12 protein-coding genes are annotated in these 13951 nt (G+C 72.1%); 8 read left to right on the plus strand and 4 right to left on the minus strand.

What is annotated here, in order from left to right; all coding sequences use genetic code 11:
* Positions 1-7: 7 nt before the first annotated feature.
* A complete protein-coding gene (locus tag AB0B91_RS53075; protein WP_358338698.1) occupies positions 8-916 on the minus strand; it encodes a cyclase family protein in 909 nt (302 codons plus the stop codon).
* Between the two features lie 37 nt (positions 917-953).
* Here AB0B91_RS53075 and AB0B91_RS53080 point away from each other — a divergent pair, with 37 nt between their 5' ends.
* A complete protein-coding gene (locus tag AB0B91_RS53080) occupies positions 954-2186 on the plus strand; it encodes a serine hydrolase domain-containing protein (RefSeq protein WP_358338701.1) in 1233 nt (410 codons plus the stop codon).
* A gap of 11 nt (positions 2187-2197) precedes the next feature.
* On the opposite strand, the gene AB0B91_RS53085 is transcribed toward AB0B91_RS53080, so the two are convergent.
* Positions 2198-2935 carry an SDR family NAD(P)-dependent oxidoreductase gene (locus AB0B91_RS53085; protein ID WP_358338920.1) on the minus strand — a complete coding sequence of 246 codons (738 nt, stop codon included), beginning with the start codon at positions 2933-2935 and terminating at the stop codon, positions 2198-2200.
* Entirely contained in the window at positions 2935-3540 is a 606-nt protein-coding gene (locus tag AB0B91_RS53090; protein WP_358338704.1) for an isochorismatase family cysteine hydrolase, read from the minus strand. The genes AB0B91_RS53085 and AB0B91_RS53090 overlap by 1 nt, the downstream gene beginning before the upstream one ends.
* Before the next feature lie 99 nt (positions 3541-3639).
* Between AB0B91_RS53090 and AB0B91_RS53095 the strand changes: the two genes are divergently transcribed.
* From AB0B91_RS53095 to AB0B91_RS53120, 6 genes are read left to right on the plus strand one after another with little or no spacing between them, the layout of a single operon-like run.
* The gene (locus AB0B91_RS53095) at positions 3640-5499 is read left to right on the plus strand and encodes a protein kinase (protein ID WP_358338707.1); all 1860 of its coding nucleotides are present in this window, start codon (positions 3640-3642) and stop codon (positions 5497-5499) included.
* A 39-nt stretch (positions 5500-5538) separates the two neighbouring features.
* Positions 5539-5898, plus strand: coding sequence for a Zn-ribbon domain-containing OB-fold protein (locus AB0B91_RS53100; RefSeq protein ID WP_214643058.1), 360 nt, complete (start codon positions 5539-5541; stop codon positions 5896-5898).
* On the plus strand, positions 5895-6218 hold the full coding sequence (locus AB0B91_RS53105) for a VOC family protein (RefSeq protein ID WP_308127544.1): 324 nt from the start codon (positions 5895-5897) through the stop codon (positions 6216-6218). The genes AB0B91_RS53100 and AB0B91_RS53105 overlap by 4 nt, the downstream gene beginning before the upstream one ends.
* 17 nt (positions 6219-6235) lie before the next feature.
* The gene (locus AB0B91_RS53110; protein WP_358338710.1) at positions 6236-7774 is read left to right on the plus strand and encodes a class I adenylate-forming enzyme family protein; all 1539 of its coding nucleotides are present in this window, start codon (positions 6236-6238) and stop codon (positions 7772-7774) included.
* Between the two features lie 3 nt (positions 7775-7777).
* Positions 7778-9964: an acetate--CoA ligase family protein gene (locus AB0B91_RS53115; RefSeq protein WP_358338713.1), complete on the plus strand. Its 2187-nt coding sequence runs from the start codon at positions 7778-7780 to the stop codon at positions 9962-9964.
* Positions 9951-10700 carry a glucose 1-dehydrogenase gene (locus AB0B91_RS53120; protein ID WP_358338716.1) on the plus strand — a complete coding sequence of 250 codons (750 nt, stop codon included), beginning with the start codon at positions 9951-9953 and terminating at the stop codon, positions 10698-10700. The genes AB0B91_RS53115 and AB0B91_RS53120 overlap by 14 nt, the downstream gene beginning before the upstream one ends.
* An 81-nt stretch (positions 10701-10781) precedes the next feature.
* On the opposite strand, the gene AB0B91_RS53125 is transcribed toward AB0B91_RS53120, so the two are convergent.
* On the minus strand, positions 10782-11423 hold the full coding sequence (locus AB0B91_RS53125; protein WP_358338719.1) for a PaaI family thioesterase: 642 nt from the start codon (positions 11421-11423) through the stop codon (positions 10782-10784).
* A gap of 299 nt (positions 11424-11722) precedes the next feature.
* Between AB0B91_RS53125 and AB0B91_RS53130 the strand changes: the two genes are divergently transcribed.
* Positions 11723-13852 carry a CHAP domain-containing protein gene (locus AB0B91_RS53130; protein WP_358338722.1) on the plus strand — a complete coding sequence of 710 codons (2130 nt, stop codon included), beginning with the start codon at positions 11723-11725 and terminating at the stop codon, positions 13850-13852.
* Positions 13853-13951 lie beyond the last annotated feature (99 nt).

Consider the following 13951-nt stretch of genomic DNA (forward strand, 5'->3'; position numbering starts at 1 on the left):
CCGGGGCTCAGAGGATCGCCAGCGGGTTGAGCGGGCTCCCGGTCCCGCCCTCGATCCTGAGCGGGGCCGCGACGAAGACGAACTCCGTACGGCCCGCCGCACTCAGCTCCTCCAGCCAGAGCATCTCGATCAGGTGGATGCCGTGCCGGTGCAGCAGGATGAGGTGCAGGTCGTCGTCGAGCGGCTCGTCGGCGAGCTGGCGGTCGTTCAGCCCGCCGATCGCCGCGTTGTCGGCGGCCACGGCCGAGACGTCCATCGACGCCAGCCAGCGCCCCGCGCCGGCCGACAGCCCCGGCTGGCCCGACCAGTACTCCTCGTGCGAGCGCTCCCATACGGCGGGCCAGCCGGTACGGATCACCGCGACGTCGCCCGCGCGCGGCACGGCGATCTCCGCCAGCAACTGCGCCGGGATGCGGAAGTCGGCGGGCAGGTGGTCGAGCCCGAGATGGCGGGGCACGTCGAACAGGACGCCCCGGGCGACGACTCCGCCGACCTGCTCGATGCCGCACCGGGTGGCGCCGTAGGAGCGTACGCGGGCGGCGGGGTGGCCGTTGTAGAGCTCGTCGCCCGACCACATGTGGCAGAGCGCGTCCATGTGCGTGGTCGTGCCGTGGTGGGTGACGATCAGCGCGTCGTCGGCCATCCGCAGCCCGGCGCCCACCGGCCGGGCGCCGGCCGCGTAGTCGCCGCCGTCGACCGACATGAAGTGCTGCGGCAGGGGACGGCCCCGCAGGTGCGGCACCGTCGTGGGGGCGGGCGACGACGTGGCGCCCCTGATCGGCATGGACAGGCTGAGCACCTGGCCGGTGCGCGCGGCGGCCAGGGCCCTCAGCACGACGTCGCCGGTGAGCAGGTTCAGCGTGCCTCGTTGATCCTCTGGGCCGAAACGTCCCCAATTGTTAGGCTCGGCTGGCACGTAAGCGCTCCCTTTCTGCTTCCTGTCGGAGGTCTGGATGCACTGTGATCCCCGGTTCTCCCGTGTGCGCGAGGTGTTCGAGCGGAATTTCGCCGATGGTGCCGAGCTGGGGGCCGCGTTCGCGGTCTACCTCGACGGCGAGCTGGTCGTGGATCTGTGGGACGGCGTGGCCGACCGCCGCACGGGGCGGCCGTGGGAGCGGGACACGCCCGTGTTCGCGTACTCGTGCACCAAGGCGGTCACCGCGACCGTGCTGCTGCAGCTCGCCGAGCGCGGCCTGGTGGACGTGACCGCGCCGGTCGCCGAGGTGTGGCCGGAGTTCGGTGTACAGGACAAGCAAGGCGTCACAGTCGAGCACCTGCTCAGCCACCAGGCCGGGCTGCCCGCGCTGGACGAGCCGGTGCCGGTGGAGGAGTTCGAGGATCTGCCGGCGATCGCGGCGCGCCTGGCCGGGCAGCGGACGATCTGGCAGCCGGGGTCGGCGCACGGCTACCACGCGCTGACCTACGGCTTCCTGGTGGGCGAGGTCGTGCGCCGGCTGACGGGAAAGTCGGTGGGTGAGCTGGTCGCGGCGGAGATCTCCGGGCCGCTCGGGCTGGACCTGTGGATCGGGGCGCCGGACGACGTGATCGCCAAGGCGGCCCGCCTGACGGCCGGACCCCCGCCCGGCAGCGAGACGGGCAGCGAGACGGGCAAGGGCGACGGCGCGCCCAGCCGCGCGCCCGGCGCCCCTGTGGCGCCCAGCGCCCCTGTCCCCGCCGCGACGCCCATCGGGCCGCCGAAGGATCCGATCACCGCGATCGCCATGGCGGCCCAGGATCCCGGCAGCCTGATGAACCGCGCCCTGGGCAATCCGCGCATCCAGGACCTGAAAGGCGGCGCCAACCACCCGGTGATCCTGCGCGCCGGCTGGCCCGCCGCGGGCATGGTCACCACGGCCAGGTCGCTGGCGGCGTTCTACCGCGCGCTGCTCGCGGGCGAGCTGCTGCGCCCGGAGACGCTGGAGGACGCCATCCGTCCCCGGGTGACGGGTTCCGACCGGGTCCTGCTGCTGGACAGCTCGTTCGGGCTCGGCTTCATGCGGCCGGGCATGACGTTCTTCCTGCCGTCCGCGACCGCGTTCGGGCACACGGGCATGGGCGGCTCCATGGGGCTGGCCGATCCGGCGCACGGATTGGCCGCGGGCTATGTCATGAACAGGATGGCCGACGCCTTCTCCGGCAACCTGCGGGCGATCCGGCTCATGGAGGCCGTCTACCGTTCGATATGACCGCACGGGCGTCACTGCATGGTCACGCCGCCGCTGACCGACAGCGTCTGGCCGGTGATGTAGGCGGCGCGTTCCGTGCACAGGTAGGCGACAAGGCCCGCCACGTCGGCGGGCGTGCCGAGGCGGCGCAGCGGTACGGTCCTGACGATCTTGTCGACCAGCCCTGGCTCGGCCGCGGAGACGCGCCGGAGCATCGGCGTGTCCGTGGGGCCCGGGCAGACCACGTTGGCGGTGACGTGCGCCCTGGCCGCCTCGCGGGCGAGCGTCTTGGCCAGGCCGAACAGCCCCGCCTTGGTCGCCGCGTAGGCGCCTTCGCCGCCGGAGCCGGCCCTGGCGCCGTCCGACGAGATGAACACCAGCCGCCCCCACCCCCGCTCCAGCATGCCCGGCAGCAGCAGCTTGGTCAGCAGCATCGGGCCGCGCAGGTTGACCTGCCACATGAGATCCCAGTTCGCCGGGTCGCTCGCGACGAACGGCTCGACGATCGACACCCCGGCGTTGTGCACGAGGATGTCGGCCTGCCCGGCCGCGCCGCAGAACCGCTCGATGGACGGCGGCGAGGCGAGGTCGACGGCCAGTGCGGCGGCTCCCGGCAGCCCACCGGCCACCTTCTCGGCTCCCGGCAGGTCCACGTCGGCGACCATCACCCGGGCGCCCAGCGCGGCGAGGTCCGCGGCGATGGCCGCGCCGATCGCGCCCGCTCCCCCGGTCACGACGGCCGCGCGCCCGTCGAGCCGCATCCCCTCCATCACCGCGCGTCCCCGGCCTTCCACTCCTCGACGAGTGCGGCGGCGGTGACGCGGGTGGCCAGCAGGCCGATCGTGTACTTCAGTACGGCCACCGCGTAGCCGTCCGGTACGCCCGCGACGGCGTCGGTCACCACGGTGACCCGGTAGCCGAGGTTGACCGCCTCCAGGGCCAGCCCGGTGATGCCCAGGTTGAGCGAGAGCCCGACGGCCACCACGTGCGAGACGGACAGTGAGCGCAGCGTCATGTCGAGGGAGGTGCCGGTGAACGGGGAGAACCCGTGGTGGCGCCGGCTCTCCAGGTCGGAGTCGTCCAGCAGCTCGGGCAGCACCTCCACTGCGGGCGTGCCCTCCAGCATGTGGTCGGGGTCCTTGAGCAGGGCGGTGATGAACGGGCTGTTGCGGGTGTGGGAGCCGGCCCGGTCGGGGCGGAAGGCGGCGGTGCAGTGGATCACCGGGAGGCCGGCCGCCCTGGCCGCCTGGAGCACGGAGGCGGCGTTGCCCACCACGTCACGCCGCCGGCACACAGCCACCAGGTCCGGAAATTTCGTTAAATCGCCGACGACGCCCCGCTGCATCTCCATGACCAGCACGGCCGTACGCTCCATCCGGCGCCTCCAGTTAGCCGAGCGCTTGCTTGGCCACGAACATATCACCCGGCAACCGACCGTGATAATCACCTGACACATCGCGAAATATCTTGACCCGTGACAACCGGGACCCCGGATGAGACCGTCGAACGGGAGACGGCTGCGTTATGGGGGTTCGCTTTGGTCCCTGGTTACCGAGAAGTACGCCAGCTCGGCGCGGGGCACACGGGCCGCGTGTTCCTCGCCACCTACCAGGCCACCGGGGCTTATGTCGCGATCAAATACCTGAACGCGACCCTGCGCCGGGACACCGAGTTCATGGACCGCTTCCGGGTGGACGCCCCCTCTCTGGTGGAGCTCGACGACCCGAACGTGGTCCAGCTCTACGAGTACGTGGAGACCACGACCAGGGCCGCGGTGGTGATGGAGCTGGTCGACGGGGTGTCGCTGCGTACCATCCTGGCCGAGCACGGCAGGACCAGCCCGGAGGCGGCGCTGGCGGTGCTGAAGAGCACGCTGTCGGCGCTGGCCGTGGCCCACGGGAAGGGCGTGCCGCACCGGGACGTCAAACCGGAGAACCTGCTGGTCCAGGCGGACGGCACGAGCAAGCTGACCGACTTCGGCGTGGTGGTTCATGCCGAGGAGCCGGGGGTGCCCGCGGGCAGCCCGCCGTACATGTCGCCCGAGCTGTGGACGCGGGGGGAGGCGGGGCCCCCCGCGGACCTCTACGCGGCGGCGTGCCTGCTGTTCGAGACCGTCAAGGGACGGCCACCGTACAAGGCGGAGGACGTCCCCTCGCTGCGGGACAAGCACCTGGTCGAGCCGGTGCCGCTGGAGGTCGCCCCCGACTCGCTGCGCGACCTGCTCAGGCGCGGGCTGGCCAAGGACCCGGCGGTCAGGTACGCCTCCGCCCGGCAGTTCGCGGCGGAACTGGAGGAGGACGCGGTCGCCGCCTACGGCCCGGACTGGGAGAAGCGCGGGCGCCGCCACCTCGGCGAGCTGGCCACGCTGCTCGCGCTCCGCTTCCCGCTGGCCAGGACCGACGCGCCGACCGCCACCCAGGGGGCCGTCCGCGACCGGCGGATCACCGTGCCCAGGCTGCCGCCGCACCTGTGGATCGCGGGCGCGGCGGTGGTCGCCGTGCTGATCGCGGTGGTGCTCACCGGCGGGCTCGGCCCCGCGGGCACGGTGCTGATGCCGCAGCCGAAGACGTCCGAACCGGTGGATCCCAGCCCGGTCGACGACAAGACCCCGGTCCGCCGGACCTCGGATACCAGCCGTCCCACAGTGAGGACGGCGACGACCGCCCCCGTACCACCCGCCACTGTCTCCAGCGCGCCCGTCACCGTTTCCAGCGCGCCCCCGACGTCCCGGCAGTCCGCCCAGACGCTGCCCAGCCCGGCCGTGCGGTCGGCGGACATCGTGCGGTGGACCGGCTCGGCGGGCGCGGTACGCGTGGCGGCCGACGGCCGGGGGCCGGTACGGCTGCGCATCACGTACACGCGGCGTGACGGCGACGGCCAGGCCCGTACGGTACACAAGGAGACCCGCACGCTCACCGGCCAGACCGCCTACACCGACTCCGTGGCCCGCGACCTGGGCTCGGTCGGCTGCGGCCGGCAGGCGCATTTCGGCCTCCTGCTGCTGACCGAACCGGCGGCGGCCAACGGCCCCCAGGTCAGCGAGGTGACCGTGGACGGGCCGCCGTGCCCCACTCCCAGCGCCTCGCGCCCGACGGCCGGCCCGCCCACCCCGGAGCCCACCACTCCGACGCCGTCCCAGCCGCCCGTCGCGCTGCCCTCGGACTCGCCGCGGGCTGGCACCCCGGCCTTCGTCTCGCCGAGCCCTGACGCGCAGACCTCGCTCACCGAGGATTCGCTGACCCCGGACGAGCTGACCCCGGACGAGCTGACCCCGGACGAGCTGACCTCGGACGAGCTGACCTCAGGTGAGTCGGCCGAGGATCCCGCTGGCTAGGCTTGTCGAGCAACCAAGCGTGCGCTAGCTTGGCAAGCGATGACCTGTGACACCTCCGCCTACTGGGCCGCCTGCAGGCGCGGCGAGCTGGTCGTTCAGCGCTGTACGGCCTGCGATCGGCGGGTCCACCTCCCCGAGGCCGACTGCCCTCGGTGCGGTGGCGAACTCGTCTTCGAGCCGGTCTCCGGCGCGGGCGTGGTGCACACGTACACCGTGGTGCACCGCTCGTTCGCGCCCGGCTACCGGGGTCGTGAGCCGTACGTGCTGGCCTGGGTCGATCTGCCGGAGGGGGCGCGTGTGTTCGGCCAGGTCGTGGGGTGCGCGCCGGAGGAGGTCCGCATCGGGATGCCGGTGCGGGTGACGTTCGTGGACGACTTACCGCATTGGAGGCCCGCGTGATCGTTGGCAACGTGCTCATACCCGTGGCCGATCTGGACGAGGCGATCGCCTTCTACGGGCTGCCGGTGAAGTTCCGCGACGGCGACAGGTTCGCCGCGCTGAACGGAGGTGGCGTCACCGTGGCGCTGGCCGGGCCCGCCGAGCACGTCACCGCCTCGGCCGCGCCGTCGTTCAAGGTGGACAGCGTACGGCGGTCCGTACCCGATCTGGTGGCGCGCGGCGCCGAAGTGGTCCGCGAGCCGGAGGACGGGCCGCACGAAACGCGGGCCGTGCTGCGCGATCCCTCAGGAAACGTCTTCGTGCTCTATTCACCCCTCTGACGACGGAGGCACCCCCGATGGCGCGATCACCGTACGGCAACTACGGCCACGCGATCCTGACCGCCGCGGCGATGAGCACCCCCGACCGGGTGGCGCTCACCTACTGCGGCGAGCGGAGCTTCACCTACGACGAGCTGAACAGAACCGTCAACCGGCGGGCGCACGCGCTGCTCGCGGCGGGCGTCACGCCGGGCACGCGGGTGGCGGCGCTGCTGAACGAGACGCTGCACGTGGCGGAGGTGTACCTGGCGCAGGCCAAGATCGGCGCGGTGACGGCGGCGCTGAACCCGTACTGGCCGGTGGAGACGCTGCGCGCGGTGGTCGAGCGGTCGGGGTGCACGGCGTTCGTGTACGACTCGACCGTGGAGGGGGTGGTCGCGGAGATCAGGCCGTCGCTGCCCGCCATCACCACCTGGATCAAGGCGTCCGATATTTCGGACGCTTCAGAAGAGGAGCCGCCGCTCGCGGGCTTCCACGACGATCCGCTCGCGCTCTACTACACCTCGGGGACGACCGGGCTGCCCAAGCCCGTGGTCCACACGCACGCCTCGTCGCTGGCCACCGCTCAGATCTGGCTCGACGTGCCGCGCGGGCCGGACGCGGTGTTCGGCACGGGCGCGATCATCTGGGGCATCGGCTTCCCGGCCATCGTCGGGCCCGCCCTGTACGCCGGGATGCGGCTGGTGCTGGAGCAGGACTGGGGCCCGGCGAACTTCCTGCGCGTCGTACCACGCGAACGGGTCACACACGTGTCGCAGATCCCGTCGTTCTACGCGGCGCTGCTGGGCTCGTCCGAGCACGAGGCGGTGGACCTGTCGTCGATCCGGGTGATCATGCTGGGCGGCGAGCCGCTGACCGCGACCATGCTCGGCCGGATCAAGGAGCGGCTGCCCGACGCCGGCGTCTACTCCTACTACGGCCAGACCGAGGCCCCCTACACCTGCATGGGCCGGGTCGACGACGGCTCCACGCCGCTCGGCTCGTCGGGCCGGGCACGTACCGGGAACGCCGTCCGGGTCACGGACCCCTCGGGCCGCCGCGTGGTGGACGAGGTCGGCGAGATCAACCTGGCCGGGCCGCACCGGATGACCGGCTACGACGGGCTGCCGGACAAGACCGCAGAGGTGCTGCGCGGCGAGTGGTACGTCGGCGGCGACCTCGGCTCGGTCTCCCCCGACGGGGTGCTGCGCGTGCTCGGGCGGCGCGAGGACGCGATTCTCAAGGGCGGCGTCTGGACCCAGCCGGTCGCGGTCGAGGAGGCCGCCGCCGCACTCGACGGCGTGGCGGAGGCCGGGGCGGTCGGGGTGCCCGCGCACGTCGAAGGGCAGGACGCGGCCGAACAGCGGATCCTCCTGGCCGTGGTGGCACGTGCCGGGCACTCGCTCGACGCGGCCAAGCTCGCGATCGCCCTGGACGACCTGCTGGCCCCGCACCAGCGGCCGGACCGCATCGTGGTGGCCGACACGCTGCCGCACTTCGAGGACGCCTCCGGCGGGCCCGGCAAGCTCTTACGCAGACAGATCAGAGAGCAGCACGGCCACCTGCTGGGGAGCTGAGCGGTGGTCGCGGAGCACGAGGCCAAGGCACTGCTGCGGGAGGCCGGGGTGCCGGTGCCGCGCGGGGTGGTGGTGCGCGGTATGGACTTCGGTCCCGTCATGGACCTGCGCGAACCGCTGGTGCTGAAGGCGTACGGGCCCGGGATCGTGCACAAGTCCGAGGCCGGCGCCGTGGTGCTCGGGCTGGGCCGGGCCGACGTCCCGGCCGCGGCCGCGCGGATGCTGGCCGAGGTCGCCGGGGCCGAGGGCTTCCTGATCGAGGAGCAGGCCGCCGCCGGCGTGGAGCTGATCGTCGGGCTGGTCCACGATCCCGGTTTCGGGCCCGTGCTGCTGGCCGGGCTGGGCGGGGTGTGGGCCGAGACGCTGCGGGACACGGCGCTGGGTCTGTGCCCGATCTCCGAGGAGGACGCGCGGCGGATGCTGGGGTCGCTGCGCGGGTCTCCGGTGCTGTACGGGCTGCGCGGGCGTCCCGGAGTGGATGTGGACGCGGTGGTGAAGCTGCTCATGACAGTCGGCGGGGCCGGCGGGTTGTGGGAGCGGCTGGAGCTGGGCGAGTTCGAGATCAATCCGGTCATCGCCACCGAGTCGGGCGTTGTGGCGGTGGACGCGCGGTATCTCCCGGCTGCCGACGCTGTGCTTGAGGCTGAGCACAGTGCTCAGGCCGGGGGGCTCGTGGAGGCCGGAGAGCCCGCAAAGGCCGGGGAGCTCGCAAAGGCCGGGGAACCGGTGGATTTCGGGCCGCTCTTCGAGCCCAGGGCCGTGGCTGTGGTCGGGGCCTCCACCAGCAGGCCGAACTTCGGGAACATGTTCCTCGAGTTCTACAAGGCCGCCGGTGTCCCGCTGGTGGCTGTGCATCCGGAGGCGCGGGAGGTGGGCGGCGTGCCCGCCGTGCCCTCCCTGGCCGCGGCCGACGTGGACTACGCGCTGGTGGCGGTGCCCGCCGAGCGGTGCGCCGAGGTCGTACGGCAGGCGAGCGGCGTGCCGTACGTACAGGTGATGAGTGGCGGGTTCGGCGAGGCGGGACGGCCGGAGCTGGAACAGGAGCTCGTCGCCGCGGCACGGGCGGCGGGGACGCGGCTGCTCGGCCCCAACTGCATGGGCGTGTACTGCCCGCGCGGGCGGCAGACGTTCGTCGGCGGCGGGCTCGGCCCGGCGGGGACGGTCGCGCTGATCTCGCAGAGCGGCGGGCTGGCCGGAGAGGTGATCAAGGTCGGCGAGCGGCGGGGGCTGGCGTTCAGCCGGGTGGTCACCGTCGGGAACGCGGCCGACGTCACCCCGGCCGAACTGCTCCGCTGGCTGTCGGCCGACCCCGAGACGCGGGCCGTCGGCCTGTACCTGGAGGACCCGCGTGACGGGCGGGCGCTGTACGAGGCGCTGGCGGCCGCTCCCATGCCGGTGGTGCTGCTGGTCGGCGGGCGCAGCGCCCAAGGCCAGCGGGCCGCCGCCTCGCACACCGGCGGCCTGGTGAGCGACGGGCGGATCTGGCAGGCACTCGCCGACCAGACCGGGGCCACGCTGGTGACCTCCCAGGACGACCTGATCGGCGTCCTCGCCTTCTTCCAGGCCCACGGCACCCGAACAACAGGTCCGTACAACGGGACCGCGATCTCGGACGGCCAGGCGGGCTCGCTCGGCGCGGTCCCGGGTGGTGAGGTGGGTTCTCTGAGTGTGGGCGCGCGTGGCGGGGCGCTGGTGATCGGGCCGAGTGGCGGGGCGAGTGTGCTGGCCGCCGATGTCTTCGATCGGGCCGGGGTGCCGCTCGGGCCGCTGCCCGACTCGGTGCTCGGCGAGCTTCGTGGGCTCGGGCTGGGGGCCGGCTCCTCGCTGGCCAACCCGCTGGAGGTGCCCGTCGGCCCCCGGAGCGGGCCGCACCTGGTCCGGCGGGCCGTCGAGACGATCGTGCGGCACCGTCCGTACCCGGATGTGGTGGCGCACGTGAACGTACAGAGCTTCTTCACCTACGGGACGCGGGCCGAACCGCTGTTCGAGTACGCGCGGGCGCTGGCGGCCACACAGGACGCGCTCCCGGGGACCAGGGTCACGCTGGTCACCAGGAACGGCGAGTGCGCACCCCCCGGTGTCGAGGACGAGGTCAGGGCGATCGTGGCGGCGGCCGGGATCCCCGTCTACCGATCTATGGAGGCGGCCTCGGTGGCCGTCGCGGCGGGAGGTCGCAATGGGAATGCTTGACGGCAAGGTGGCGCTGATCACCGGCGGAGCGCGCGGCATGGGCGAGGCGCATGTGCGGCTGTTCCTGGAGGAAGGGGCGCGCGTGGTGTTCGGTGACGTGCTGGACGAGGAGGGCAAGGCGCTGTCCGAGGAGACGGGCGCGCCCTTCGTCCATCACGACGTCACCGCCCCGGAGGAGTGGGCGCGTGCGGTCGCGACCGCCGTCGACATGTACGGCAAGTTAGACGTCCTGGTCAACAACGCTGGGATCCTGAAATTTCGTCGCATTATGGACATGACGGTCGAGGAGTTCGACCGCGTGATCGAGGTGAACCTCAAGGGCACCTGGCTCGGCGTCAAGTCGGCGATCGAGCCGATGCGGGCCGCCGGGCGCGGTTCGATCGTGAACATCTCCTCGATCGAGGGCTTCATCGGCGCCGAGGGGATGTCGGCGTACTCGGCCTCCAAGTTCGCCATCCGGGGGGTCACCAAGGCGGCCGCCCGTGAGCTGGCCCGCTTCAAGATCCGCGTCAACTCGGTGCATCCCGGGGCGATCAACACCTCGATGGCCCTGGACCCCGACATCATGAGCGAGGTGGACGCGGACGCGTTCCTCCGCAGCATGGTCATCAAGCGCTTCGCCAAGCCGGTGGAGGTGTCGCACGTGGTGGCGTTCCTGGCCTCGGACCGGTCCAGCTACTGCACGGGCAGCGAGTTCACGGTGGACGGCGGCCTACTGACGGGCGCGGGCTACTGACGGGCGCGGGCTGCTGACGGACGCAAGCTACTCACGGGGCGTGGGCTACTCACGGGGCGTGGGCTACTCACGGGGCGTGGGCTACTGACCGGCGCGGACCGCTGACGGGGGGCCGTCCAGCCACGCCGTCGGGGTGATGAACAGGCCGGTCGCCTCGGCCAGCACCGTGCCGTCCGGCAGCGATACCCGGCCGTCCGCCCACGCCTTGCGCCCCTCCGTACGCGTGTGCTCCGCCGTCACGACCACCGGCCGGCCGTACGGCACGGGCGCCCGGTAGCGCAGCGTCAGCGTGCCGGTCATAGCCGCCAGCCCGGCGACGGCGACCGCCTGTCCCAGCAGGTGGTCAAGGGCCATCGCGATGATCCCGCCGTGCACGGAGCCGGGCGGCCCCTCGTGCAGCGGCCGGAACGACACCTCCGACCGCACCCCGCCGCTCGCGGCCCGCTCCACGACCAGCGGCACCGCGAACGGATTGGCGGCGCCGATGGCGGCGTTGCCCAGGTGGCGTACGGTGCCGTCCGGCGCGATGTCGAAAGGCCGCGATGACACGCTGACGGTCGCTTCGAGACGTTCGGTCAGGGCGGCCAGCTCGGCGGTCACGGCCACCAGCTCGTCCTCGTCAACGTCAGTGACCAGCACCGCATCCATCAGGTCTCTGGTCCGCTGGGCCAGGGCGCACAGGGCGGCGATGCGGGATTCGCCGGCGGCGACGTCGATCGTCATTGCAGCATCTTAGAACACGTTCTACCAAAACACGTTCTAGACACCCAAAGGTAGATCTTTTACTATCAAACCGTCCTTGTCGGGACATTTCTGGCAAGCTTTTGACCTGCTGTTTTGGTGCGCATTACCTTTGGAGCTACCTGGACCCAGGCTTGACCTGCCCTTTCGCCACGGTAGCCTCCTTCATCACGGAAGACGACAGGCCTCCGGTTTTGCTACATACGTCCCACGTACCCAGGGCTGTGTGGATAAACCCGGTCTTGCCCGGAAGGTTCCTTCGCACGTCCATGACGCCAGAGATGAAGAAGTTCATCGACCTGCTCGAGAGTCAGCTCGGCTACTCCGAGAAAGGCGATGCGTACACCAAGTTCGGCCACTGGTACGGCAAGAACGTCGAGTTCGACGCCGACTACAGCTCCGCACCTTGGTGTGACATGTACCTGTCCTGGGCCGCGCACAAGCTCGGCTACGAGGACTGGATCGGTCAGTTCGCCTGGACGGTGCAGCACGCCGAGTGGTTCAAGGAGCACGGCGCCTGGGGCCACAAGCCCCAGCCCGGCGCCTTCGTCTTCTACGACTGGGGCGGCTCGAACGACATCGACGCCATCGACCACGTCGGCCTGGTGACCAAGGTCGAGGGCGACACGATCTTCACGATCGAGGGCAACATCGACGGCGGCGTCGCCAAGCGCAAGGAACGTGACACCAGCAAGGTCGTCGGCTACGGCTACCCGGAGAAGGTCAAGACCCGCCTGGAGAACGAGGCCGCCAAGAAGCAGGTCGAGGGCGAGCAGGACGCGCAACAGCGGGCGAACGAGCAGGCCTCCACCTCCACCTCCACGACCGAGGTGGGCAAGCTCCAACTCCCCGACGGCACCCCGCTCGTCGACCTGATCCCCCGCATCGGGCAGGGAGTCGGGCAGGGCGAACACCTCGAGGCCCCACTCGCCACCCGCCCCAAACAGGCCGTCTCCCCCGCCCCCACGGCCACCCGCAAGTCGTCGCCCGCGGCCACCACGAAGGCCGCCGAACAGGCGCCCAAGAAGGGCAAGCACGCCAAGCCGGCCACCGCCGACACCAACGCGGTCACCAGCAACCCCGCTCCCCTTCCGACCATCGTCGACGCGTCGTCCGCCGCTCCGCTGCCCACGCTCTCGTCTCCCGCGCTGATCGGCTCCGCGCTGGTGGCCGCCCTCGCGGTGCTCGCCGTCGCCAAGACCAGGAACATGCGCGTACGGCCGGCCCGCGCGGCCACCCTCGCCGCCCCTGCCCCGGCCGCCGTCGGCCACCGGCGCCGCCGCCGCAAGGCCCGCACCGAAACGGCCCCCGCCCTGGCCCGCACGGCCACCCCGGCCCTCACCACCCCGGCTCTCACCACCGCGAGCGACCTCGCCGTCGCCACCCCGGCCGAGCTCATCACCGCGAGCGACCTCGCCTTCAGCGCCCCAGCCGAGCTCACCCCCTCGAACGAGCTCATCGCATCGACCGACTTCGACTTCGCCGTCCCCGCCGAGGTCGTCGCGTCCGCGCTCGGGAGCGAGCCGCACCTCGACGTGACCGACCCGCGCCTGGTGGCCGACCCGCGCCTGGTGACCGGTGCGAGCCGGTCGATCCTGGAGCGGTTGAAGCCGTTGGAGCCGATCGCCGACCTGCTGGCGCGGGCCTCGGCGCCGATCCCCGAGGCGACGACGGAGTTCGACGCGTTCTCGCCCGTCCCCGTGGCGGCGACGACACGGTTCGACGCCTTCACGCCGTCCGCGCGCCGTGACAGCATGCCTTCGACGCGCCGTGACAGTGCGCCGCATCGTCCCAGGCCTCGCACCGCGTCCCAGCACCCTGGTTCGCAGACCACGCCGCAGTATTTCGGCTCGCGCACCGCGTCACAGCACCCCGGCTCGCGCACCGCGTCCCAGCAGCCCGGTTCGTACACCACGCCGCAGCACCCTGACGCGCGCACGCCGTACACGCGCGCGACCGAGCCCTGGCCCACCGCCGAGCAGGCGGAGAGCCCGCAGACGGGCGGCTACTACGGGCGGCGCCGCCGCAGCGGGCACCCTGTCGAGGAGTCGGCTCCGTTCACCGCGGACAGTCCCCTGCGCGGGCGCCGTCATCGTCCCCTGGGCGCTGCCCACGGCGCGGAGGCGTTCGCCCAGGACGCGCCGTCACGGGGCCGCCGTCACCGTCTCCCGTCGGCCGTCCCGCCCCGCACGGATGCCTTCGACACCGCTGCCCGTACTCGCCGTCGGCAAAGCCATGAGGCGCCGGCCGCCTCAGGCACTGTCATGGACGAACTGCGAGCCTGGTCCGACGAACTGCGGGCCGGGAACGGCGAGCTGCTCGTGACCTCTCGAACGCAAGCCCTCCCCCCGGCACACCCTCAGCCGCGCACAACCCACAAGGGATCACGCGGAGGCCGCCACCGCGCCTGATCCCAGCACCCGGCTTGCGCCTAGCCCTCGCGGGCATCAGCCGCCAGACCGGACGTCCGACGATCTCACCAGGCTCGGCCGAGATGATCGAAGTCACAT

It is taken from the genome of Nonomuraea sp. NPDC049141, assembly GCF_040648415.1.
In the GTDB taxonomy this organism is placed as follows: Bacteria; Actinomycetota; Actinomycetes; order Streptosporangiales; family Streptosporangiaceae; genus Nonomuraea.

Coding starts and splice junctions, on each gene's coding strand:
- AB0B91_RS53130 (WP_358338722.1), top strand. CDS start 11,723: ATGAAGAAGTTCATCGACCTGCTCGAGAGTCAGCTCGGCTACTCCGAG.
- AB0B91_RS53110 (WP_358338710.1), top strand. CDS start 6,236: ATGGCGCGATCACCGTACGGCAACTACGGCCACGCGATCCTGACCGCC.
- AB0B91_RS53100 (WP_214643058.1), top strand. CDS start 5,539: ATGACCTGTGACACCTCCGCCTACTGGGCCGCCTGCAGGCGCGGCGAG.
- AB0B91_RS53085 (WP_358338920.1), bottom strand. CDS start 2,935: ATGGAGGGGATGCGGCTCGACGGGCGCGCGGCCGTCGTGACCGGGGGA.
- AB0B91_RS53125 (WP_358338719.1), bottom strand. CDS start 11,423: ATGACGATCGACGTCGCCGCCGGCGAATCCCGCATCGCCGCCCTGTGC.
- AB0B91_RS53080 (WP_358338701.1), top strand. CDS start 954: ATGCACTGTGATCCCCGGTTCTCCCGTGTGCGCGAGGTGTTCGAGCGG.
- AB0B91_RS53090 (WP_358338704.1), bottom strand. CDS start 3,540: ATGGAGCGTACGGCCGTGCTGGTCATGGAGATGCAGCGGGGCGTCGTC.
- AB0B91_RS53120 (WP_358338716.1), top strand. CDS start 9,951: ATGGGAATGCTTGACGGCAAGGTGGCGCTGATCACCGGCGGAGCGCGC.